Raw genomic sequence first — 23,419 nt, 5'->3', positions numbered from 1 at the left:
GGGCGATACTCAGGAATAGAAGGATGGGGCAGGGCGCTTGCCACCGAGGGCCCACTCGCCGAGCTCGTGGAGGCGGTAATCCACCGGGTCGTGCAGGGTTTGCGTCCTCAGGTTGCGCCAGTGGCGGTCGAAGCGCAGCGAGGCATGGGTGGCGCGGGCGCCGGTCACCTCGAACAGGCGGTTGCAGATGTCCAGGCCGTGGCGCGTGGCCGCGGCCTTGGCGGTGCCGATGGCCAGGGCCAGGTCGCCGCGTTCTTCGGCGCTCAGCGCCTGCTCCTTGGCCCAGGCGCTGTCGAGCTGACGGGTGGCGCGGGCGATCAGCAGGCGCACGCTCTCAAGGCCCACCCAGAACTCGCCGTAGTGGCGCAGCACGTAGGGGGCTTCGGCGCTGCTGGCAGCGCTGGAGCGGAACCATGGCCGGCTTTCCTTGAGGCTGTACTGGCGCGCTTCGTCGAAGGCACCTTCGGCAATGCCGAGGAACAGGTTGGCGAAGTGTAACTGGGCGATCAGCGGGCGCAGGGCGGCGAACGGCGTGCTCAACGGGCCGGGGTCGAGCAGCAGCTCGTTTTGTTCGACCCGTACCCGTTCGAAGCTGGCGCTGCCACTGTCGGTCTGGCGCTGGCCGATGTTGTTCCAGTCATTGTGCAAGGTGATGCCGGTGCGTCCACTGGGGATCGCGGCGATCAGCAGCTTGCCGCCAACACGCTCGTCCACCGCCGAGGCGATCAGCATTTCCGAGTCGCTGGCGCCGGAGCAGAAGCTCTTCTTGCCAGAGAATTCGCACCAGCCATCGAAGTGCTTGACCACGGTGCGGGTGTCCAGCGGGTTGAGTGCGTTGCCCCAGAACCAGTGCTTGCGTGCGGTCTGCTCGAACCACGGCTGCCACTGCTCCGGGCGCGAGAACAGGCGCACGGTGGCCAGCATCAGGTGGTGGAAGCCGAACACGTGAGCGATCGAACTGTCGACCCGGGCGAACTCGCGCACTACCTCGAAGGTGTCGTGCCAATTCGCACCCTGGCCGCCGAACGCCTGCGGAATCACCAACGACAGTAGGCCGCTGCTGCGCAGGGCATCGCGTTCGGCCTTGGGCGTGCCGCCGCGCTCGTCGCGTTCCACCGCGTTCTGGGCGAACTGCGTGGCCAACTCGCGCGCGACCGCCAGTGCTGGCCGGGCCGCATTCAAAGGTGCATTCATGGCAGCTCCTCAGGCGCTTTCACGGAGTGCGTGATGGGCGCCGAACAGCGGCACAGCGCGCTCGGCGGCCAGGCGGATACGCGCGCCAAGGGCATCGCTGGAAACCCGGTAGTCGGCAAGCTCCGCCTGGCTGGCGTAGACGCCGATCGGCAAGGTCAGCGCCTGCAGGAAGCTGAACAGCGGGCGCAGCTGGTGGTCGAGCACCAGCGCATGGCGTTCGCTGCCACCGGTGGCGGCGAGCAGCACCGGGGTATCGACCAGTGCGTCCTGGCCGATCAGGTCGAACAGGTGCTTGAAGTGGCCGGGGAAGCTGCCGCGGTAGACGGGCGCGGCCACCACCAGCAAGTCGGCCGTTTCCACTAGGCGCAGCTGGTGTTCCACTGCTTCGGGCAGCTCGCTACGCCACAGTGCGGCGCCCAGTGGCCGGGCGATGTCGCCCAGTTCGATCAGGTGCGTCTTGATGAGCAGGTGCTGACCCAGTTCGGCGAGGATGGCCTCGGTCAGGGCCAAGGTACGAGAGGGGCGGGTAGTACCGCCAGACAGCGCTACGACGTTCAAAGGGCGGCTCATGGGCTGGTCTCCGGATTAATAAGCGGGACTTTGCTTGAGCAATCGTCGTGCCTGTTTGAAGTTTGTTGAAAATCAACGCCTGGCAGCCTTGATGCGCACTTCGAATGTTGGCTTTTGGCTGTTTGCTGTTGATCGGCTGTTGCGCTGCAGACAGTTGGCCAAGTGTTGGCGGCTGTACAGTGAGAGCCTTTATAGCGAATGCTGGATAGGTTTTAAAATAATAATAAAAGATATTTATATTCCATTTGGTTATTAATGGTGGTGAGCATACAGTTCCTGCTTAGCGGATTGTCAGAACGGGCTTTAAATCGCTTGGTGCACGCGTCAGTGCAACGCCAATAATCGAGTCTGAGGACAATCAACGATGTCAGTTATTAAGGGGTATTCTGTAATCGGCGGGATCGCGCTCATGAGCGCATTGTCGAATTCCGTTTTGGCGGAATCTTTAATCGACACATTCGCACTCACGCCCGGGGATCAGGTGATTGAAACCGGTGTCAATAACTGCCTGGGTGCTTATCACGCCATGAACGAGCGCATGCTCGATAAACTATCCGGTTTTGATGTTGGCATAGGCATCGGGGTACGGCTCTCTCCCAAAGAGCACAGAGAAGCAATAGACGCACTGAAAGATTTCTGGGACAAAAACGCTCATCGCTACTCCCCGGATAATTCCGCCTTGAATAGTGAACTTAAGCTTTTGAGGGATGCGCTGAACGCAGCCAATCAGAGGTATCTGCGCAGAGGAGCGGATGAGGGGTACATGAAGTCTTTAAGTAGAACGCATTCGGATTTTATATCGGAACGTTTCAGGCTTCGTGAACAGCTGGATGACGTTACTTATGCGTGGGCTCAATGCCCGGCCAAGCGGGCAGGGGCAGCGACTTGCCGGGGCGAGGCGATCAGGCAGCTTGAGGCATATTTCCAGGATGCTCATAAACAACTTGGGAAATTTTTGCCGCGCATGATGAATGCCTACGTGCCGATGGAGAGCGAATGGTGGGTTGCATGCCGGGCGCCAGATTTTACAGGTGCGCGTTGAGGGAGAACATTGACCGGATAGGTTTCCCGATTATTAAAGGTATTGCTGGGCACTAACATCTGTCCGCTTTTCAGGCATCAAGGCCCGCAGGTTGACTCTATGAAGGGTCTGGGTTGCTTTACTCATGTGCGCGCGATTGGACTCAGGCTTGTTGGTTCGCAGGGCTTGGTCGCGCCTAGGGCAATTTCTATTTATTGGGGTTCATGCTCATGTCGAACGTCGTTTCTTTCACTAATCGTAATGTGCTGTTGGAAAATGATATTGCTCGCGAGGTTGCTGATATCATTGGACAGGAAAAACTGCAATTGCCGACAGCTCAATCGCCCTTGGTCGACAGATTTGTCAGTAAGATCGAGGGTAACTACGACACTTCACGGGCGAAGACGGATACTGATCATGCAATCAGTCTTTTGTATATTGCCTATAATACGACGCCGCAGGAACACGGCGACATTCGGGTTAAGATAAGTCGCATCATGAGCCAGTTGGTCGAGGCTCAGCAGGACAGTGAGCTCCGGATCAAGGATTCGGTTCGCATTGCCGCTACGATCGGCAAGCAGCTGACGTCACTGCTGCCGGACTGGCTGGATGTCCGCGATAGCGCCGATCCTGAAGAAATCAAACAGTTCGTCAAGGCAGAGCTGCTGGACATGGCCAAGCGCATCAGCACGGCTGCCTTGGGCGTTCGCAGCAGCCTGACTACGATCATTGTCAAGTACGACAGTATTCTCAAGGACATCAAAGACGTTACTGATAGCAGCGAAATCGCCTTGAGCGAGACCATCGCAGCCAATAAGGCAATCCAGGATGAGATTGTTCAGGCCACGGCGCGTAAAGAAGAACTGGATTCACTGGTCAGTGCGCTGCAGGAGCAGATAGCGCGATTCGAGAAAATGGCCTTCGAGTATGGCAAGCAAGCCCAAAGTGCCGAGCAGAAGTCCTTCTGGGCCTCGGTGATCAAGACCGTCACACAAGTGGTGTCCGCTGTACTGCCGATTGCCGCCATGGCGGCGACGGGCGGGGTTGGTGGAGCGCTCGGGGTTGCCGCCGCAGGTACACCGGGGCTGCTCGGGAACACCAATGTCGACCCGAAGCAGGTGGTGGAAAAGTCCAACCTTGAAGCGGCGCGCAATGCTCAATCAAAGATTGTCGAGGCACGCCAGCAACGCGTCGATGAACTTGAGCAGCAGCAGGTGGCGGCAACCACCGATGCCGAAAGACAGGCATTGAGCAGTGCGCTTGAAAAGGCTCAGGTTGAATTGCGTGAGGGGCAGAACCAGCTGAGCCAAGCTGAAAATCAATTGGGCGCATTTCTGCGTCAACTGGGCGCTGCGGCAGATGAGGCAGGCGCAGAGCAGCAGCGTCAAGGTGCTTCGCTGCGCGAACTAGAGCGGCAGATGCTCGACAATGTCGAGAAGTACGAAGAGGTCAAGCGCGGGCAGGTTGCGGAGTTGGCCAAGATTACCGTGCTGCTCGATGCCAAGCGCAGTGAAGAGCAAACCATCGAGCTTGCAGTCAGGTCGCTGAATCTGAGTGTTTCGGCACTCAAGCGCAGCAAGGAAATCGTCGAAGAGATTGCCTTCTTCTTCAAATCCTTCGCGGACTTCATGCAGTGCATCGTCGATGAAGCCACGATTCGCATGGAAGAGTACGAAAAGGCAGGCAATAGTGCAGTGTTGCGCAAGAGCCGCCTGGAAGCGATCCGGCTAAGTACCGATGAATTCTTCGTCACCCAGGCTGCGGAATGGCTTGCTGTAGGGGTTGTTTCGGAGCGTTTCGCGCAATTGTTCAACGATGGCTGGAGCAAGTTGAACAAGCTGTCGGGTCAATACATTACAGGTGATGAGCTTCAGGCTTACCTGGTACAGGCGTCGCAGCAACTCAAGGTGATCATCGAGGAGCGTGAGGCCGCGAGCAATCAGCGTATCGCCTCCCTGCAGAGCTATCGCGAGGAGCGCGAGGCAACTGCTTGACCTACCGTTACCGCTGAGCGCACGGGTGGAGCCCTGGTTGGCCAGGGCTTCATGTATGGACGAAAAAAAGTCCGCTGACCGAGCGGGCGAAAGATACAACGCTTGCGTGATTCAGTGGGAGCGCATAGTCATCGCAGTGTGTCGCTCGACCTAGCGCGGCCATTTGGCCTGCGTGACATTCTCTTTCGGTTGCCTGACAAAACGCCGTGCGGGGCTGGCAGATGGGTAGGCGCGCGTTTGAAGATCGCTCGGCACACCTTCTTGCACTGCCTCCAGGAGTCATGTCATGAGCGATATCCAGCTGTTACCTGCCGTGGTCGAGTTCCTCGCCAGGCCCCATGGCCACTTCATCGAGGGCCAGTACCTGGCGGGCGAGGCGGGGCCGTCGATCGTCATCCATAACCCATCCAGCGGCACGGTCATCGCTCAAGTGGCCGAGGCCAGCGATGCCGAAGTCGAGCGCGCGGTGCGCAGCGCGCGGCACGCCTTCAAGGGCGACTGGTCCGAGGCTTCGCCATATCATAAAGGCGTGGTGTTGAACCGGCTGGCCGACCTGATCGAGGCCAATGCCGAAGAGCTGGCGCAGTTGGAAACCCTGTGCTCGGGCAAGTCGATCAACCTCACCCGCGGCCTGGAGATCGCCCAGAGCGTGGTGTTCCTGCGCTACTTCGCCGGTTGGGCGAGCAAGATCACCGGGCAGACCATGACGCCGTCGATCCCCTCGTTCGCCGGGGAGCGTTACACCGCGTTCACCCTGCGCGAGCCGGTGGGCGTGGTGGCCGGGATCGTGCCATGGAACTTCTCGGTGATGATCGGCATCTGGAAGATCGCCTCGGCGTTGGTCACCGGTTGCACCATCGTCATCAAGCCGAGCGAGTTTACCCCGCTGACGCTGCTGCGCATTGCCGAGTTGGCGATCGAGGCCGGTGTGCCGGCGGGCGCGCTCAACGTGCTGAATGGCCGGGGGCAGGCCGGGCAGCGGCTGATCGAACACCCGGACGTGGCCAAAGTGGCCTTCACCGGTTCCGTGCCAACCGGTATCGCGGTGGGCAAGGCGGCCATGGCGGCCAACCTGACCCGCGCCACCCTGGAACTGGGCGGCAAGAATGCTGCGGCGCTGCTGGCCGATGTCGACGTCGATGTTGCTGTGGCCGGTATCGTGCAAACGGCCTATGTGCACCAGGGGCAGGTGTGCGCATCGCCCGAACGCCTGTATGTGCACCACAGCAAGGTCGAGGAATTCACCCGCAAGCTGGGTGCCGCGCTGGGGCAGATGAAGATTGGTTCGGCACTGGACCCCGAGGCGCAGTTCGGGCCCTTGGCCAATGCCGCGCACTTGCAGAAGATTCTCGGCTTCTTCGAGCGGGCGCGGGCCAACAACACGGTGGTGTGTGGTGCCAGGGCAGTGGACCGGCCGGGCTACTTCGTCGAGCCGACCGTGGTCCTGGCCAACGGTGCCAGTGACCCGCTGCTGCATGAGGAAACCTTTGGGCCGATCGTCTGCGTGCTGCCGTTCGACAACGAGCAAGAGCTGGTCGAGCTGATCAACGACAGCCCTTTTGGCCTGACCGCGAGCCTGTGGACCAACGACCTGTCCAGGGCGCTGCGGCTGATTCCGCAGATCGAGGCCGGCACGGTGTGGGTCAATATGCACACCTTCCTCGACCCGGCGGTGCCGTTTGGCGGGACCAAGGCCTCGGGGGTGGGGCGCGAGTTCGGCAGCGCGTTCATCGAGGACTACACCGAGCTGAAGTCGGTGATGATCCGGTACTGAGTCATTCCAGGCTTGTGGGCGCGCCTAACGGCGGCTGCGCCCATACGCCTGGCTGATCCGGTCGATCACCATTGCCAGGGCTACGATGGCCAACCCAGCTTCGACCCCTTGGCCGACGTTGAGGGTCTGGATTCCGGCCAGCACATCCTCACCCAGCCCGCGGGCGCCAATCATCGAAGCCACCACTACCATCGACAAGGCCATCATCACTGACTGGTTGAGCCCGGCCATGATGCTCGGCAGCGCCAGCGGCAGGGCGATGCGCCGCAGCCGCTGCCAGCGGCCGGCACCCAGGCCGTGGGCGGCCTGCAGCAGCGAGGGGTCGATCTGGCTCAGGCCCAGCTCGGTCAGCCTCACCAACGGCGGCAGGGCATAGATCAAGGTGGCGAACACCGCCGGCACCTTGCCCAGGCCGAACAGCATCAGCACCGGGATCAGGTAGACGAAGGCCGGCAGCGTCTGCATCACGTCCAGTACCGGCAGCAGCAGGCGCCGGGCCAGTGGGCGGGTGGCCAGGAGGATGCCCAGCGGCACACCGATCAGCACGCACAGCCCGGTACTGACCAGCACCAGGGCCAGGGTCTGCAGCAGTTTGTCCCACAGCCCTAGCATGCCGATGAATGCCAGCAGCGCGGCCAGCACCACGCTGCGCACTAGGCTGCGGCTGGCGTGCCAGGCCAGCAGGCCGACCAGCAGCAACAACAGCCACCAGGGCATCAGGCGCAACAGGCTCTCCAGGCCGACCAGCAATTGCAGCAGCTGGTCGGAGACACTGCGCAGGTGGTCGCCATAGTGCAATACCAACCAATCGACCAGGCGGTTGATGGTGTCGGCGAAGGACAGTTGCAGGGCTTCGGGGAAGCCCGTGCTCATAGGCTGGCCTCGACCTTGCCGGCCACGTCAGCGGGTAGCCAGGCCTTCCACACATCCGGGTTGGCGCGCAGGAAGGCCTTGGCGGCATCGGTGGCTGGCAGGCGTTTTTCGTTCATCTCGGCCAGGGCCTTGTTCAACCGGTCGATGGGCAAATCGACTTTTTCGAACACCGCCACCAGCTGTGGATAGCCATCGCGAAATGCCTTGGACACGCCGATCGACAGCTTTGCCGGCAACGACTGGCTGCCTTTGGGGTTGGGGTTTTTCGCGTCGGTCAGGGTCGCCCAGGCTGCCGCGTCGAACGGGGGTTCCTGCAGACGCACCAAGTCGTAGCGCCCGATCAGTGCAGTGGGGCTCCAGTAGTAGAACAGCACGGGTTTCTTGCGGCGAATCGCCGAGTCCACTTCGGCATCCAATGCCGCGCCTGAGCCAGTGCGGAAGTTGGTGTACAGGTCTTCCAGGCCGTAGGCCTTCAGCTTCTGGCTGTTGACGATCTCCGAGGTCCAGCCGCTGGGGCTGTTGAGGAAGCGGCCTTTGACCGGGTCCTCAGGGTCCTTGAACACCGACGCATAGCGCTTGAGGTCCTCGACACTGCGCAGGCCAGGGGCAGGGGCTTTGTCGCCCTTGACCACGTAGGCGGGGACCCACCAGCCCTCTTCAGCATTCTTCACCGTGTCACCCAGGGCGAACACCTCGCCGGCCTTTTCGGCGTTGACCCAGGCGGGGCTGCGCCCGGCCCATTCTTCGGCGATCACTTGCAGGTCATTGCGCGCCAGCGCCACTTCCATGCTCACGGTGCTACCGGGCAGCGTGTCGGTAGGGTAGCCGTAACCGTGCTCGACGATGTGGCGCAGGATTTCCGTGGTCAGGGCGCCGCTTTCCCAGCCAAGCGCGCCGAAGTGAATGGGTTTGGTTTGTTCCGCCGATGCGGCGCTGTCGGTGCTGGCCAGGCCGATGGTAAGCAGCAGGCCGGCCAGCAGCGCAGGGATTTTCTTCATGGGGGCCTCGTAGGTTGCCACTCATTGGGTTGGGGGCAAGTGTAGACGACGGTTTTTCGCTTCCTGCCGGAAGGCCTTCGCGATGGGCGCAGCCGGGGCATGCGAGAACAATCCTCAGGCGCTGGTCGATCATGGTTGCCCGGCTACGCGGGTGGCGAGCCTGCTGCGGGTACGTACAGAATTCGACCGAGGGTGGTGCTGATCGATGCCCATGCCACTGCGTTGGGGAGGCCTGCAGGCACTGCCGGGGTCTTTGATCTCGAACCGCTGCGGGTAGAGGTGAGCGAGCAGGTCTACCTCAACGCCGACCAGATGCAACACTGCCCGGCACCGAGGTGTTGCCGATGGGTGCCGGGCCCAACGTGCATGGCGCGTTGGTCATGCTTGACCAGATCGTGGCAGGCGGGCGTTTTCACGCCACCTGAGCGCGTGCAGCGCAGGCACGCAGTCGGTCAGACGCGGAACTGGTCCATCAGCGCCTGCTGCTGGTTGGCCAGGCTGTTCAGCGACTGGCTGACCCGCGCCGATTCGTTGGCCTGGCCGGACAGCGATTCGGTGACATCGCGGATGGTCGCGACGTTGCTGTTGATCTCTTCGGCCACCGCACTCTGTTCTTCGGCGGCCGAGGCGATCTGCAAGTTCATGTCGGTGATCACGCTGACCGCCTGGCCGATGCGTTGCAGCGCAGTCACGGCCTGGCCGACCTGCTCGACACCGCCTTGAGCCTGGCGATGGCTGTGGTCCATGCTGCCGACCACATCGCGGGTGCCGGTCTGCAGGGCTTCGATCACCTGGCGGGTTTCTTCCACCGACTCCTGGGTGCGCTGGGCCAGGTTGCGCACTTCATCGGCGACCACGGCAAAACCACGGCCGGCTTCACCGGCACGAGCCGCTTCGATGGCAGCGTTGAGCGCCAGCAGGTTGGTCTGCTCGGCGATCGAACGGATCACCTCCAGCACCGAACCGATTTTTTCGCTGTTCTGCGCCAGGCCTTCGACCTCGGCCATGGCCTGGCTCATGTTGGCGGCCAGGGCATCGATGCTGGTGGTGGTGCGGTCGATTACCGCCAGGCCTTCACGGGTGGCCTGGTCGGCCTCGCGGGCGGCTTGCGCGGCCTGGGCGGCGCTGCGGGCGACGTCCTGGGCGGTGGCGCTCATTTCGTGGGAGGCGGTGGCCACCTGGTCGACCTGGCGGTACTGCTGCTCCATGCCGGCACTGGTTTCAGTGGCGATGGCCGAGGACTGGTCGGCGGTGCCGCGGGCGGCCTGCACCGAGCGCTTCACCTCGGCGATGGTCGGTTGCAGTTTGTCGAGGAAGCGGTTGAACCAGCCGGCCAGCTCACCGAGTTCGTCGCGCTTGTCGTAGGTCAGGCGGCGGGTCAGGTCGCCTTCTCCGCTGGCGATGTCCTTGAGCATCGCCGCCACGCCGAGGATTGGTTTGGTCACGCCTCGGGCCATCAGCCACACCAGCAGCAGGCCGGCGATCGCCGCGGCCAGGCCCAGGCCCAGCTCCAGCAGGGTGCCGCTGGTGTTCAGGGTGTCCAGCTCTTGCTTGAGCGCTTCGGCGGGGCCGGTCAGGGCATTTTCCGGCACATCCAGCAGCACGCCCCAGGGCTGGGCGCCGGGGATCGGCTCGAACGCAGCCAGCACTTTCAGGCGTGCCTGGTCGTGGAGGATGCTCAACTTGCCAGTGGCCAGCTTGCGCACCAGTTCGGCGCCCTGGCGCGGGTCGACTTGGTCGAAACGCTGGGCCAGCTTGCTGGCGTCGGCGCTGTAGCCGGCCAGCAGGCCGACCGGGCTGAGGATGCCGACCGTGGTGCGGCCTTCGTAGAGGCTGCGGCTGGCGTCCTGGCTCAGGGCCTGCAGGCTGTTGAGGTTGATGTCGATGGACAGGGTGGCAATGATCTTGCCGTTGACCGCCAGCGGGAAGACGATGCTGGTCATCAGCACGCGCTGGCCGTCGATGTCGTAGAAGTACGGCTCCACCACGCAGACCTTGCCGGTGCTGCGCGGGCAGCTCCACCAGGTGTTGGCCGGCTGGCCGCTGGGGCCGATCTCGGTGTTGGCCATGTCGTGCTCGGGCAGGGCCATGGCGGTCAGCTGGCCGGCGCGCGGTTGCGACCAGTACAGGGCGAAGCGCCCGGTTTCGTTGCTGCCCAGCTCGGCTTTGCCGACGAACAGGCTGTCCTTGTTGTCCAGCGCATTGGGCTCGAACACCAGCGACAGGCCGAGCAGATCGGGGTTGGCCTGCAGCGCGGCGCGCACCTGGCGGGTCAGGTCCTCACGCAGGTCGAAGGCATCGAGGAAGCGTTTTTCTGCCTGTTCACGCAGGAACAGCACCTGGCGCGAGAAGCCCGCGCCGTACTGGTACGCATCCATGAACTGGCGGCGGATGTTCAGGGCCTGGACTTCACCTTGCGACTCGATCCGCGACTGCGCAGCTTCGGTGAGCATCTGCATGCTGCTGGCCTTGACCAAGTCCGAGCTGTGGTCCATGCGGTACAGTGAAAGGCCGACGAGCAGGGTGACGATGCCGGCGAGGCAGAGACCGGCGAGCAGGGTGATCTTCCACTGGATGGAAAGTTGTCGCAAAGGCATGGGGGTGAATCCCTTTTTTTGGCAGTAAGGGTTTGGTGGTGGGGCTGAGAGGTGTTTGCCTTGGGGTTTTTGGCGCCTGGGAGATCGAGCGCCGCCCGCGCGGCGCATCGCGAGCTGCGCTCGCTCCTACGTTTGTTTCTGGCCAGTAACGCCTGTGACAGGCGCGCGCGACCGCCTTGTTGGTACAACGCAATACCGCGCCATGCGCCAAGGCGTACGCGCAAATCCCACAGGAAAAATTGGCCCGAAACAAACGTAGGAGCGAGCGCAGCTCGCGATGCGCCGCGCGGGCGGCGCTCGATCTCACAGGCACTGAAGACCTAAAGGCAAGCCCCTCTGAGCCTCCTCCTATATCGGCTCAGGCCCTTTTTTCTTTATTCAAACATTCAATTTAAATTATCAGCGAAACTCGCCGTAATATGGCGCTTTTGACATCTCCCTCCCACTCCGTCACAGTGCGCGCTTTTTTGTCTGCCACCATGAGGAACCCCAAACCATGAACGCAGTGATCGCCGCAGTCGGCATCATGCTCATACTCAGCCTGTCCCGCGTGCATGTGGTCATCGCCCTGATCATCGGCGCACTGGCCGGTGGCCTGGTCGGCGGGCTGGGAATCGAAGGCACGCTCAAGGCCTTCAACGGCGGCCTTGGTGGCGGTGCCACGGTGGCAATGTCCTACGCCTTGCTCGGCGCCTTCGCCGTGGCCATCGCCAAGTCGGGCCTGGCCCATGCCCTGGCCGACCGCGCATTGAGCATGATTGACCGCCAGGGCCATGCCAACGGTGGCAAGGTCAAATGGCTGCTGATCGGCCTGATGCTGGTGGTGGCGGTGTCGTCGCAGAACATCCTGCCCATCCACATCGCCTTCATCCCGTTGCTGGTGCCGCCGCTGCTGTACGTGCTGACGCGCCTGCGCATCGACCGCCGGCTGATCGCCTGCGTGATCACTTTCGGCCTGATCACGCCGTACATGTTCCTGCCGGTTGGCTTTGGCAACATCTTCCTCAACGAGATCCTGCTGGCCAACGTCGCCCGTGCCGGGGTCGATGTCAGCGGGGTCAACGTCACCCACGCCATGGCCATCCCGGCTGCCGGCATGTTCGCCGGCCTGCTGCTGGCGGTGTTCATCAGCTACCGCAAGAAGCGCGACTACGACCTGGCGCGCATCGAGCAGGTCGAGCAGGTCAACGTGCAGTACAACCCGCTGACCCTGCTGGTGGCGGGGCTGGCAATCGCTGCGGCATTCATCGTGCAGCTATGGCTGGACTCGATGATCATCGGCGCCATGGTCGGTTTCCTGATCTTCTCGCTGTCGGGCATCGTGCGCTGGAAGGATACCGACGACCTGTTCACCGAAGGCATGAAGATGATGGCCATGATCGGCTTCATCATGATTGCCGCGTCCGGCTTTGCGGATGTGATGAAAGCCACCGGCGAAGTGCAGAGCCTGGTCGAGACTTCGGCACAGTGGATCGACCACAGCAAAGGCATTGGCGCCTTGCTGATGCTGCTGGTGGGGTTGCTGGTGACCATGGGCATCGGTTCTTCGTTCTCGACGGTGCCGATCCTGGCGGCGATCTTCGTGCCGCTGTGCGTGCAGCTAGGCTTCGACCCGCTGGCCACGGTGTGCATCGTCGGTACCGCAGGTGCCTTGGGCGATGCTGGCTCGCCGGCGTCGGATTCGACCCTCGGCCCGACCTCGGGGCTGAACGTGGATGGCCAGCACCACCACATCTGGGACACCGTGGTTCCTACCTTCCTCCACTACAACCTGCCGTTGCTGGCATTCGGCTGGCTGGCGGCAATGACCCTGTAAGGCGTCAGCCCTTGTTTGGCGGTGGCGAGATGCTGTTGAGGACGGTACTGCCGTCCTTGCTGCGGGTCAGGTAGATCGGCAGCACCTTGGGCAGGTTGTCCACCAGCCGGGCGACCTCGCGGGTGTTGTAGATGCCGCTGATACGGATGCGCCCGGTGCCGGGGTCGGCCAGCAGCAGCGGAGCGTCGAGGTAGCGGTTGATTACTGGCAGGGCCTGTTCCAGGCTCAGGTTGTCGAGCACCAGCTTGCCGTTGCGCCAGGCCAGGCTGTTGTCGTAATCGTCGTTCTCGGCGAGTTGCGGTTCGAAATCACCCGTGTGGTAGCTGGCCTGCATGCCAGGGCCCAGGCGGTAGCCACCAGCACCGCCGTCGCTGCTGACCAGCACCGAACCCTGCACCAGTGTGACCTTGACCTGATCCTGATACTTCCAGACATTGAACTGGGTGCCGGTGACCCGGGTCTGGCCGCGGCCGGCGCGGACGATGAACGGGTGGCTGCTGTCGTGCTGCACCTTGAAGAAGGCTTCGCCACGCTTGAGCGTAACCTGACGCTGGTCCTTGTAGTTGAGGTAGGTCAGTTCGGTGTGCAGGTTGAGCTCGACCGTGCTGCCGTCACTCAACTGCACGGTCTGCATCTGGTTGCCCGCTTCGAAGTGCTCGTAGTGGTTGGGCAACCAGCCTTGCTCCCAGCCCACCCAGCCGGCCAGCGGCAAGACCAGCAGGGCCAGTGCGGCTGCCGATGCCAGTGGCCGCCAGTTGCGTGCCCGTCGCACATGCCGCGCAGGCGGGTCGAAGTCGATGACCGTGGCGGTGCGTGGCAGCATATCGGCGGTCTGCCAGATTTCCAGCATCGCCTGGTATTCCTCTGCGTGACGCGGGTCGGCTGCCAGCCAGCGGGCGAAGGCTTCACGTTCGACCAGCGTGCAATCGTCGGCGTGCAGGCGCATGCACCAATGCGCGGCGGCATCGGTGATGGCATCGTCTGGGCTGGGATTGAGGCGGTCTTGGTTCATCATGGCTCCGGGTTTTGCGCATTCTACCCCTGGAAGGGGCTCCCGAGAACCGAGGTAATGGCGAATGACTATCAGTTATGTGTGTTTTTCGTCGGTTGCGCAAGGGATTTCCAGCGTTTGAGAACGCTTCGCGGCAAGCACGAAGCGCTCCCTTGCTGCCTCAGAATTGCTCGGCCGCCATCGCATACAGGCTGGCGCTACCGGCGCGGATGCTGGCATCCAGGGCCAGGCTGCGCGGCAGCAGGCGCTGGAAGAAGAACGCCGCACAGGCCAGCTTGGCGCCATGGAAGGCCGGGTCTTCGGCGTGCCTGGCCTGGGCCACCGCCGCCATGCGCGCCCACATGTAAGCATAGGCGGTCAGGCCGAACAGGTGCAGGTATTCCACGGCCACGGCATTGACCAGGTTGGCGTCCTCGCGTGCCCGTGCCTGCAGCCATTCGCTGGTGGCTTCCAGGCGCGCCAGGCTGGCTTGCAAGGCTTCGCGGTGCAGCGGTGCCCCGGCGCTGAAGGCCCGTACTTCAGCCGCGAAACAGGCCAAGGCCTGACCGCCATCGGCTAGCACCTTGCGCCCGAGCAGGTCGAGGGCCTGGATGCCGTTGGTGCCTTCGTAGATCTGCGCGATGCGCACATCGCGCACGCGCTGCTCCTGGCCCCACTCGCGGATGTAGCCATGGCCACCGTACACCTGCTGGCCGAGCACGCAGCTTTCCAGACCGTTGTCGGTGAAGAACGCCTTGGCCACCGGGGTCAGCAGCGCGACCAGGCGCTGGGCATGCTCGCGCTCGCCACCGTCCTCGGCGTAGCGCGCCAGGTCGAGCTGCTGGCCGACATAGGCGGCGAAGGCACGGCCGCCTTCGGTGAGGGCGCGCATGGTCAGCAGCATGCGCCGTACATCGCCATGTTCGATGATCGGGTCGGCGGCTTTCTCTGACGCCTTTGGGCCGCTGGCGGCTCGGCTTTGCAGGCGCTCGTTGGCATAGCGTGCGGCGCTCTGGTACGACGCTTCGGCGCATCCGATGCCCTGGATGCCGATGGACAGGCGCTCGTAGTTCATCATGGTGAACATCGCCGCCAGGCCCTTGTTCGGCTCACCGACCAGGTAACCACTGGCGCCATCGAAGTTCATCACGCAGGTGGCCGAGGCCTTGATGCCCATCTTGTGTTCGATCGAACCACAGTACGCGGCGTTGCGCGGGCCGAGTCTGCCGTCGGCCTCGACCCGATACTTGGGCACCAGGAACAGCGAGATGCCCTTGGCTCCGGCCGGGGCGTCCGGCAGCTTGGCCAGCACCAAGTGAACGATGTTCTCGGTGAGGTCCTGTTCGCCACCGGTGATGAAAATCTTGCTGCCGCTGATGCGATAGCTGCCGTCAGCTTGGGGTTCGGCGCGGCTGCGGATCAGCCCCAGGTCGGTGCCGGCGTGGGGCTCGGTCAGGCACATGGTGCCGGCCCAGCGGCCTTCGTATAGCGGCGGCAGGTAGGTGGCCTTGAGTGCTTCACTGGCATGGGCGTCGATGGCCAGGCAGCTGCCGGCGCTCAGCGCCGAATACAGGCTGAAGCTGCAGTCGGCGGCGTAGAGCATTTCTTCAAACAGCACGCCGAGCATTTTCGGCATGCCCATGCCGCCGTACTCGGGGTTGCCGCCCAAGCCGACCCAGCCGCCTTCGCGATAGGTACGCCAGGCGTCGCGGAAACCGTCTGGGGTGGTGACGTTGCCGGCGTCGAAGTGCACACCTTGCTCGTCGCCGTTGCGGCTGAGCGGGGCGATCAGCTGGCTGGTGACCTTGGCGGCCTCTTCGAGAATGGCGTCGGCGGTTTCGCCGTCGACGCGCTCGGCCAGGGCGGGCATGCGCGCCCACAGGGCAGGGCCCTGGAGCACGTCATGGAGGATGAAGCGCATGTCGCGCAATGGAGCGGTGTAGTCGGTCATGTCAGGCTCGATAACGGTTCACAGGGCCTTGGCGCGGTCGCGCAGGACGTATTTCTGGATCTTGCCGGTGGAGGTCTTGGGCAGCTCGCCGAATACCACGGTCTTGGGCACCTTGAACCCGGCCAGGTGTTCGCGGCACCAGTTGATGATGTCGCTCTCGCGGGTCTGCTCGTGGCCGGGCTTGAGGGCGACGAAGGCGCAGGGCGTTTCGCCCCACTTGTCGTCGGCGCGGGCGACCACGGCGGCTTCCAGCACGGCGTGGTGCTTGTACAGGGTGTCTTCGACTTCGATGGTCGAGATGTTCTCGCCGCCGGAAATGATGATGTCCTTGAGCCGGTCCTTGATCTCGACATAGCCATCGGCGTGCCACACGGCCAGGTCGCCTGTGTGGAACCAGCCACCGCGGAAGGCCTCGGCGGTGGCTTCGGGGTTTTTCAGGTAGCCCTTCATCACCGTGTTGCCGCGCATGAAGATCTCGCCCAGGGTGTTGCCGTCTTGCGGTACCGGCTGCAGGGTCTGCGGGTCGGCGACCATCAGGCCGTCGAGGGTGGGGTAGCGCACGCCCTGGCGCGACTTGATCCGCGCCCGCTCTTCAAGCGGCAGTTCGTCCCATTCATCATGCCAGGCGCAGACGGTGACCGGCCCGTAGACTTCGGTCAGGCCATAGGTGTGGGTGACCCGGATGCCCATCTGCTCGACTGCACCGATGACCTTGGCTGGCGGTGCGGCGCCGGCGACCATGGCCTGTACCGGGTGTTCGATGGCGGCTTTGGCAGCTTCCGGCATGTTGACCAGGGCGTTGAGCACGATGGGCGCACCGCACAGGTGGCTGACCCGGTGCTCGCGGATCAGGGTGAGGATCTTCTGCGGGTCGACCCGGCGCAGGAACACATGGGTGCCGGCCAGTGCGGTGATGGTCCAGGGGTAGCACCAGCCGTTGCAGTGGAACATCGGCAAGGTCCACAGGTACACCGGGCGGTGGCCCATGGCCCAGGTCATCTGGTTGCCGATGGCATTCAGGTAGGCGCCACGGTGGTGATAGACCACGCCTTTGGGGTTGCCGGTGGTGCCCGAGGTGTAGTTCAGCGAGATTGCCTGCCATTCGTCCTCGGGCCACTCCCAGGCGAAGTCCGGGTCGCCTTCGGCCAGCAGGGCTTCATAGTCGAGGTCGCTGACCGCACGGCCTTCGCCGTATTCGGGGTCATCCACGTCGATCACCAGCGGCGGGTGTTCGAGCAAGGCCAGTGCAGCAGCAATCACGCCGTGGAACTCGCGGTCGGTGATCAGCACCTTGGCCTCGCCGTGCTGCAGCATGAAGGCGATGGCTTCGGCGTCCAGGCGCACGTTGAGGGTGTTGAGCACGGCGCCGATCATCGGTACGCCGAAGTGTGCTTCGAGCATGGCCGGAATGTTCGGCAGCATCACCGCCACCGTGTCGCCGCGGCCGATACCACGCCCGGCCAGGGCGCTGGCCAGGCGCCGGCAGCGCTGGTAGGTCTCGCGCCAGTCGCGGCGAATGGCGCCGTGGATCACGGCCGGGTAATCGCCGTACACGGCGGCGGTGCGTTCGATGAAACTCAGCGGGGTGAGGGCGACGTGGTTGACGGCAGCGGGCATCAAGCCCTGGGCGAAGATCGACATACGGTAATCCTGTAGGGGAGGCAGACGCAGCCTGTGCGTGTGGCCCCCCGGTGGCTGATTGTTAGCTCTGATCAGGGTGCGGGCAGCGCGCCGATGGCCGCTTGCCCCTGTCGCAGTTTTACGCGAACCGCTATCCTAGATGGAATATCAACTATAGCAATATAGTAAAACTACTATAAGAACGAGCGGCGACAGTGGATCAGACCTTTTCACCCTTGCTCGCCAAGGACCCACAACCCAGCGTGCTGCTGGCCGCCGATGCCTGCGCCCTGGCAAGCAACCCGGCCCTGCAGGGGTTGATCGGCGCGGGTACCGCGTTGGCCGACTGGCTGCCGAGCAATGCTGCGGCGCTGGTGCGTGCCTGCCTGCGCCAGCACAGGGCAATCGCCGATGTGGAAAAACAGGTCGGCGAACGCATCCTGCTGTGGACCTTCATCCCCGATGACCAGGGCCAGTGGGTGCTGGCACGCTGCCGCGATGCCAGCGAAGAGCGCCAGGGCGCACGTGAGGCCAGCCGCGCCCGGCGCCTGTATCGGCTGATTATCGAGAACACCACCGACCTCATTTCCCGGCACAGCCCGGACGGCCGTTTTCTCGATGCCTCGCCGGCTGCCTATCGCCTGCTCGGCCTGTGGCCGGAGCAACTGCGTGGCATGCCGGTGCGCGCCCTGCTGCACCCGCGCGAGCGGCGCCAGGTGCTACGCCAGGCCGCCGCCGCCCTGGACCAGGACGGTTACCACACCACGACTTGCCGCGTTCGCCATGCCAGCGGCGCCTATCGCTGGTTCGAGATCGCCAGCCGCGCGATCCGCGAGACCTACACGGGCGCCGTGGTGGAAGTGGTCAGCGTGTCGCGGGACATCACCTTGCGCATCGAGGCCCAGGAAAACCTGGCCCACAGCGCCCGGCTCGCCACCCTGGGCGAACTGGCGTCGGGGATTGCCCACGAGATGAATCAGCCGCTGGCGGCGGTGGTCAACTATGCCAATGCCAGCCAACGCTACCTGCAAGGCCTGGAGCGCGACCCGCAGGCGCGTGAGCGGGTCGGCCAGGGCCTGCAACGTATAACCGAGCAGGCGACCCACGCAGCCGAGGTGATTCGCCGCCTGCGTGCGTTCCTGCGCAAGGGGCCGCGGCGCCTGCAGGCGGTGGAAGTGGCCGAGGTGGCGGCCGAAGCCATGCGCCTGTGCGCCTGGGAAGCCGCACGTGATCAGGTCGTGGTCGAGCTGCGCCTCAACGGGCAATTGCCGGCGGTGTTCGCCGACCAGGTATTGCTCGAACAAGTGTTGCTCAACCTGCTGCGCAATGCCATCGAGGCCAACCGCGAGCAGCATGGCGTGCAGCCGTCACGTATCCTGCTCGGCGCCGTGCGCGAGGGGGATGGGGTGCTGATCGAGGTCGCCGACCAGGGGCCTGGCGTGGCTGCCGAGCGCCTGGATGAGATCTTTACGCCGTTCAGTACCAGCAAGGCCGATGGGCTGGGCTTGGGCCTGAGCATGAGCCGCAGCCTGATCGAAGGGTTTGGCGGCAGCCTCTGGGCGCGTGCGGGCGAGGCGGGCGGGTTGGTGTTGTGCTGCCGCCTGGCAGTGAACCGGGGATAAGGAGAGAGCAGGGTGCAAGCGAAGGTATATGTAGTCGATGACGACCAGGGCATGCGTGATTCGACGGTGTGGTTGCTGGAATCGGTCGGCCTGCAGGGCGTGCCGTTCGCCAGCGGCCAGGCGTTCCTGGATGCTTGTGTGGAGGATGGGCCGGCCTGCGTGCTGCTTGATGTGCGCATGCCTGGGCTGGGCGGCATGGCGGTGCAGCAGGCACTGCGCGAGCGCGGCGTGCAGATGCCGGTGATCTTCGTCAGCGGCCATGCCGACGTGCCGATCGTGGTGCGGGCGTTCAAGGCCGGGGCGAGCGACTTCATCGAAAAACCCTACAGCGACCAGCTGCTGCTCGACAGTGTGCAGGCCGCGCTGGAACGGGCAGGGCAGGCGCGCCAGGACGACCTGGTGCTGGCCGCAGTGCAGGCACGCGTGGATGCCCTGACGCCCCGTGAGCGCGACGTGTTCGTGCCGCTGGCCCAGGGCTTGAACAACCGCGAGATTGCCGAGCGCCTGGGTATCAGCGTGAAGACCGTGGACCTCTATCGAGGGCGGGTGATGAAGCGCCTGGAGGCGGGTAGCCTGGCCGAGCTGGTGGGCATGGCGATTGCCTGCGGGGCCGTGCAGGCGCTGGGTTTGCGCGCCCTGTGAAACGTCTCCGGCAACGGCCGTTTCATGAATATTTGCATAGCACCCTAATCAAGGCTTTGACATTCACTGCCTAGGCAGTAATATTTTTATACAATTGCCTGAGCAGACCCGATGTCTCATTTCACCCCGGAAAACTTCCAGACCTGCGCCATCGGCATGCTGCTGGGCCGTGCGGCGATCCTCAAGGACCGCATTCTCGACTGGCACCTCGAATCAGAGGGCGTCACCGCCGCACAGTTCAAGGTGCTGATCATCGTCACCCAGTACCAGGTGGATACCCCGGCCGAACTGTGCCGCTACCTGGGCCTGGACAGCGGTTCGATGACCCGCATGCTCGACCGCCTCGAGCAGAAGGGCCTGATCTTGCGCAACCGCTGCGCCGATGACCGCCGCCAGGTGCGCCTGGGGCTGACCGCCGATGGCCAGCGCCTGGCCGACCGCCTGCCGGAGATCGGCGCGGCGGCGATGAACGAATTGGTCGGCGTATTGCAGCCAGACGAATTGAAGACCCTCGAAGGGTTGCTGGCCAAAGTCCTGCTGGGTGCCGGTGACCCTCTGACGATCCGCCGCTTCGGCGATCGTTGATCCCTGTTACGCATATTCCAAGGTATTGTCATGGCCACTCCCACAGACACCGCAACTCCCTCCGCCGACGCGCCAGCGTCGGGCAAGCGCAAGGCCTGGCTGCTCGGCCTGCTGTTGCTGGTGCTGCTAGCCGGCGCCGGCACCTGGGCCTGGTACAGCCTGGTCGGGCGCTGGCACGAAAGCACCGACGACGCCTACGTCAATGGCAACGTGGTGGAGATCACCCCGCTGGTGACCGGCACCGTCACCAGCATTGGCGCCGATGATGGCGACCTGGTGCATGCCGGCCAGGTGCTGTTGCAGTTCGACCCGTCCGACAGCGAGGTGGCCCTGCAGTCCGCCGAAGCCAAACTGGCCCGCACGGTGCGCCAGGTGCGCGGGCTGTACAGCAACGTCGACTCGCTCAAGGCCCAGCTGGAAACCCGCCAGGCCGAACTGCAGAAGGCCCAGCAGAACTACAACCGGCGCAAGGTGCTGGCCGACAGCGGCGCGATCGCCGCAGAAGAAATCTCCCACGCCCGTGACGACCTGACCGTGGCTCAGGCTGCCGTCAACGCCGCCCGCCAGCAACTCAACACCAGCACCGCGCTGGTCGACGATACCGTGGTGTCCTCGCACCCCGAGGTCATGGCGGCCGCTGCCGACCTGCGCCAGGCCTACCTCGACAACGCCCGCACCACCCTGGTGGCGCCAGTGACCGGCTATGTCGCCAAGCGTACCGTGCAGCTAGGCCAGCGCCTGCAGCCGGGCACCGCGACCATGGCGGTGATCCCGCTGAACGAAGTGTGGATCGACGCCAACTTCAAGGAAACCCAGCTGCGCGACATGCGCATCGGCCAGCCGGTGGAAGTCAGCGCCGACCTGTACGGCAGCGAGGTCAAGTACAGCGGTACGGTCGACAGCCTTGGCGCCGGCACCGGCAGCGCCTTCGCCCTGCTGCCGGCGCAGAACGCCACCGGCAACTGGATCAAGATCGTCCAGCGCGTACCCGTACGCATTCACCTCAGCCCCGACCAGCTCAAGGACCACCCGCTGCGCATCGGCCTGTCCACCGTGGTCGAGGTCGACCTGCACGACCAGAGTGGCCCGACCCTGGCCCAGCAGCCACCGCAGCAGGCCAGCTACACCACCCAGGTGTACGACCGCCAGCTGGTCGAGGCCGATAACCTGATCGCCCGGCTGATCCACGAGAACAGCGCCACCGGCAAGACGGCGCAGCGATGAGCAACAACGCCCCGGCCCAGTTCACGCCGCCGAGTCTGCTGCTGACCACCATCGGCCTGTCGCTGGCGACTTTCATGCAGGTGCTCGACACCACCATCGCCAACGTGGCGCTGCCGACCATTTCCGGCAACCTGGGGGTGAGCTACGAGCAGGGCACCTGGGTGATCACCTCGTTCGCGGTGAGCAATGCCATTGCCTTGCCGCTGACTGGTTGGCTGAGCCGGCGCTTTGGCGAGGTAAAGCTGTTCATCTGGGCCACGCTGCTGTTCGTGCTGGCATCGTTCCTCTGCGGTGTCGCCCAGTCGATGCCGGAACTGGTGGGCTTCCGCGTTTTGCAGGGTGTGGTGGCCGGGCCGTTGTACCCGATGACCCAGACCTTGCTGATTGCCGTGTACCCACCCGCGAAGAGGGGCATGGCCCTGGCCTTGCTGGCGATGGTCACGGTGGTGGCGCCGATTGCCGGGCCGATATTGGGTGGCTGGATCACCGACAGCTACAGCTGGCCGTGGATCTTCTTCATCAACGTGCCGATCGGCCTGTTCGCCGCTGCCGTGGTGCGCCAGCAGATGCGCACGCGGCCAGTGGTCACCAGCCGCCAGCCGATGGACTACATCGGCCTGTTGACTTTGATTGTCGGCGTCGGTGCGCTGCAGGTGGTGCTGGACAAGGGCAATGACCTGGACTGGTTCGAGTCGTCGTTCATCATCATCGGCACGCTGATTTCGGTGGTGTTCCTGGCGATCTTCATCATCTGGGAGCTCACCGACCGCCACCCGGTGGTCAACCTGCGGCTGTTCGTGCACCGCAACTTCCGGGTCGGCACCATCGTGCTGGTCGGCGGTTATGCGGGGTTCTTTGGCATCAACCTGATCCTGCCGCAGTGGCTGCAGACGCAGATGGGCTACACCGCCACCTGGGCGGGGCTGGCGGTGGCGCCGATCGGCTTGCTGCCGGTGATCATGTCGCCGTTCGTGGGCAAGTACGCGCACCGCTTCGACTTGCGGGTGCTGGCGGGGCTGGCGTTCCTGGCGATTGGCACCAGCTGCTTCATGCGTGCCGGGTTCACCAGCGAGGTGGACTTCCAGCACATCGCCCTGGTGCAGTTGTTCATGGGGATTGGCGTGGCGCTGTTCTTCATGCCGACCTTGAGCATACTGCTGTCGGACCTGCCGCCGCATCAGATTGCCGATGGTTCGGGGCTGGCGACTTTCCTGCGTACGTTGGGGGGGAGCTTTGCGGCTTCGTTGACGACCTGGATCTGGATTCGTCGGGCGGATCAGCATCATGCGTATCTGAGCGAGCACATCAGCCAGTTCGACCCGGCGACGAGGCATACACTGGAGCAACTGGGTGGGGCGAGTTCGCAGAACTATGCGCAGCTTGAGCAGATCGTGAATGCGCAGGCATACATGATGTCGACGGTGGATTACTTCACTTTGATGACCTGGGTGTTTGCAGGGTTGATTCTGCTGGTGTGGCTGGCCAAGCCGCCGTTTACCGCCAAGGCAGGGCCGGCTTCGGCGGGGCATTGAGGCAGTAACGCTGCTCTTGCTCTTGCTCTTGCTCTTGCTTTTGCTTTTGCTTTTGCTTTTGCTTTTGCTTTTGCTTTTGCTTTTGCTTTTGCTTTTGCTCTTAAGCGCGCGATAGTTCAGGCGACGCAAATTGCGACTTCAGGAGGGCGCCGGAGTGAGGGGACCCCGGAGCGCAGCGTAGGGGCCGGATGATGGGAGCGGGGGTTTTTGCCTACTTTTTGCCCAGTCAAAAAGTAGGTCGCCGTAAAGGCGAAAAGCTGATTCAGCGCCACCATGGCGAATGAATGTTGAGCTGATTTGAAAGCCCACTTCCAAAAGCCAAAAGCCAAAAGCCAAAAGCCAAAAGCCAAAAGCACGAGCGCGATGGTTTTGATTTAGTCGAATGCATTCATTTGTGATGGCGACGCATAGTCAC

Annotated in this window: 18 protein-coding genes and 1 pseudogene; 10 read left to right on the top strand and 9 right to left on the bottom strand. The window is 63.5% G+C overall.

Going from position 1 to position 23,419, the window contains the following annotated elements:
- Positions 1-9: 9 nt before the first annotated feature.
- Entirely contained in the window at positions 10-1,194 is a 1,185-nt protein-coding gene (locus ACOKS3_RS17315) for an acyl-CoA dehydrogenase family protein (protein WP_422764114.1), read from the bottom strand.
- 9 nt (positions 1,195-1,203) lie between these two features.
- The gene (msuE, locus tag ACOKS3_RS17310) at positions 1,204-1,764 is read right to left on the bottom strand and encodes an FMN reductase (protein ID WP_103447888.1); all 561 of its coding nucleotides are present in this window, start codon (positions 1,762-1,764) and stop codon (positions 1,204-1,206) included.
- Between the two features lie 34 nt (positions 1,765-1,798).
- Between msuE and ACOKS3_RS17305 the strand changes: the two genes are divergently transcribed.
- From ACOKS3_RS17305 to ACOKS3_RS17290, 4 genes are all read left to right on the top strand, one after another.
- Complete coding sequence (locus tag ACOKS3_RS17305) at positions 1,799-2,020, top strand: hypothetical protein (RefSeq protein ID WP_422764113.1); 222 nt, start codon at positions 1,799-1,801, stop codon at positions 2,018-2,020.
- A gap of 153 nt (positions 2,021-2,173) precedes the next feature.
- The gene (locus ACOKS3_RS17300; RefSeq protein WP_422764112.1) at positions 2,174-2,806 is read left to right on the top strand and encodes a hypothetical protein; all 633 of its coding nucleotides are present in this window, start codon (positions 2,174-2,176) and stop codon (positions 2,804-2,806) included.
- A gap of 209 nt (positions 2,807-3,015) precedes the next feature.
- A complete protein-coding gene (locus ACOKS3_RS17295) occupies positions 3,016-4,779 on the top strand; it encodes a tyrosyl-tRNA deacylase (protein WP_146048958.1) in 1,764 nt (587 codons plus the stop codon).
- Positions 4,780-5,065: 286 nt separating this feature from the next.
- Entirely contained in the window at positions 5,066-6,553 is a 1,488-nt protein-coding gene (locus ACOKS3_RS17290) for an aldehyde dehydrogenase family protein (protein WP_422764111.1), read from the top strand.
- A gap of 24 nt (positions 6,554-6,577) precedes the next feature.
- On the opposite strand, the gene ACOKS3_RS17285 is transcribed toward ACOKS3_RS17290, so the two are convergent.
- From ACOKS3_RS17285 to ACOKS3_RS17270, 4 genes and pseudogenes are all read right to left on the bottom strand, one after another.
- The gene (locus tag ACOKS3_RS17285; RefSeq protein ID WP_103447884.1) at positions 6,578-7,426 is read right to left on the bottom strand and encodes an ABC transporter permease; all 849 of its coding nucleotides are present in this window, start codon (positions 7,424-7,426) and stop codon (positions 6,578-6,580) included.
- On the bottom strand, positions 7,423-8,424 hold the full coding sequence (locus ACOKS3_RS17280; RefSeq protein WP_103447883.1) for an ABC transporter substrate-binding protein: 1,002 nt from the start codon (positions 8,422-8,424) through the stop codon (positions 7,423-7,425). Before ACOKS3_RS17280 ends, ACOKS3_RS17285 begins: the two co-directional genes overlap by 4 nt.
- A gap of 452 nt (positions 8,425-8,876) precedes the next feature.
- Complete coding sequence (locus ACOKS3_RS17275) at positions 8,877-9,632, bottom strand: methyl-accepting chemotaxis protein (RefSeq protein WP_422764118.1); 756 nt, start codon at positions 9,630-9,632, stop codon at positions 8,877-8,879.
- Between the two features lie 102 nt (positions 9,633-9,734).
- Positions 9,735-10,802 (bottom strand): annotated as a pseudogene (locus ACOKS3_RS17270) (methyl-accepting chemotaxis protein); the annotation flags it as partial.
- A gap of 715 nt (positions 10,803-11,517) precedes the next feature.
- On the opposite strand from ACOKS3_RS17270, the gene ACOKS3_RS17265 reads away from it, so the two are divergent.
- Positions 11,518-12,837, top strand: a complete 1,320-nt coding sequence (locus ACOKS3_RS17265; protein ID WP_422764110.1) for a Na+/H+ antiporter family protein — start codon at positions 11,518-11,520, stop codon at positions 12,835-12,837.
- Positions 12,838-12,841: 4 nt separating this feature from the next.
- On the opposite strand, the gene ACOKS3_RS17260 is transcribed toward ACOKS3_RS17265, so the two are convergent.
- From ACOKS3_RS17260 to ACOKS3_RS17250, 3 genes are all read right to left on the bottom strand, one after another.
- Positions 12,842-13,849 carry a FecR family protein gene (locus ACOKS3_RS17260; protein ID WP_103447880.1) on the bottom strand — a complete coding sequence of 336 codons (1,008 nt, stop codon included), beginning with the start codon at positions 13,847-13,849 and terminating at the stop codon, positions 12,842-12,844.
- A gap of 160 nt (positions 13,850-14,009) precedes the next feature.
- Positions 14,010-15,779: an acyl-CoA dehydrogenase C-terminal domain-containing protein gene (locus ACOKS3_RS17255; protein ID WP_422764109.1), complete on the bottom strand. Its 1,770-nt coding sequence runs from the start codon at positions 15,777-15,779 to the stop codon at positions 14,010-14,012.
- Between the two features lie 18 nt (positions 15,780-15,797).
- Positions 15,798-17,420, bottom strand: a complete 1,623-nt coding sequence (locus tag ACOKS3_RS17250; RefSeq protein ID WP_422764108.1) for an acyl-CoA synthetase — start codon at positions 17,418-17,420, stop codon at positions 15,798-15,800.
- Between the two features lie 194 nt (positions 17,421-17,614).
- On the opposite strand from ACOKS3_RS17250, the gene ACOKS3_RS17245 reads away from it, so the two are divergent.
- From ACOKS3_RS17245 to ACOKS3_RS17225, 5 genes are all read left to right on the top strand, one after another.
- On the top strand, positions 17,615-19,021 hold the full coding sequence (locus tag ACOKS3_RS17245) for a sensor histidine kinase (RefSeq protein WP_103447877.1): 1,407 nt from the start codon (positions 17,615-17,617) through the stop codon (positions 19,019-19,021).
- Positions 19,022-19,033: 12 nt separating this feature from the next.
- Positions 19,034-19,663: a response regulator transcription factor gene (locus ACOKS3_RS17240; RefSeq protein WP_103447876.1), complete on the top strand. Its 630-nt coding sequence runs from the start codon at positions 19,034-19,036 to the stop codon at positions 19,661-19,663.
- 111 nt (positions 19,664-19,774) lie between these two features.
- Complete coding sequence (locus ACOKS3_RS17235) at positions 19,775-20,248, top strand: MarR family winged helix-turn-helix transcriptional regulator (protein ID WP_103447875.1); 474 nt, start codon at positions 19,775-19,777, stop codon at positions 20,246-20,248.
- A gap of 30 nt (positions 20,249-20,278) precedes the next feature.
- Positions 20,279-21,472 carry an HlyD family secretion protein gene (locus tag ACOKS3_RS17230; protein ID WP_103447874.1) on the top strand — a complete coding sequence of 398 codons (1,194 nt, stop codon included), beginning with the start codon at positions 20,279-20,281 and terminating at the stop codon, positions 21,470-21,472.
- Positions 21,469-23,004, top strand: a complete 1,536-nt coding sequence (locus tag ACOKS3_RS17225; protein ID WP_103447873.1) for a DHA2 family efflux MFS transporter permease subunit — start codon at positions 21,469-21,471, stop codon at positions 23,002-23,004. Before ACOKS3_RS17230 ends, ACOKS3_RS17225 begins: the two co-directional genes overlap by 4 nt.
- Positions 23,005-23,419: the final 415 nt, after the last annotated feature.

Source organism: Pseudomonas sp. HS6-2 (assembly GCF_049325675.2).
Classification (GTDB): Bacteria; Pseudomonadota; Gammaproteobacteria; order Pseudomonadales; family Pseudomonadaceae; genus Aquipseudomonas; species Aquipseudomonas putida_N.
This window is presented reverse-complemented; position numbering and strand designations above follow the sequence as displayed.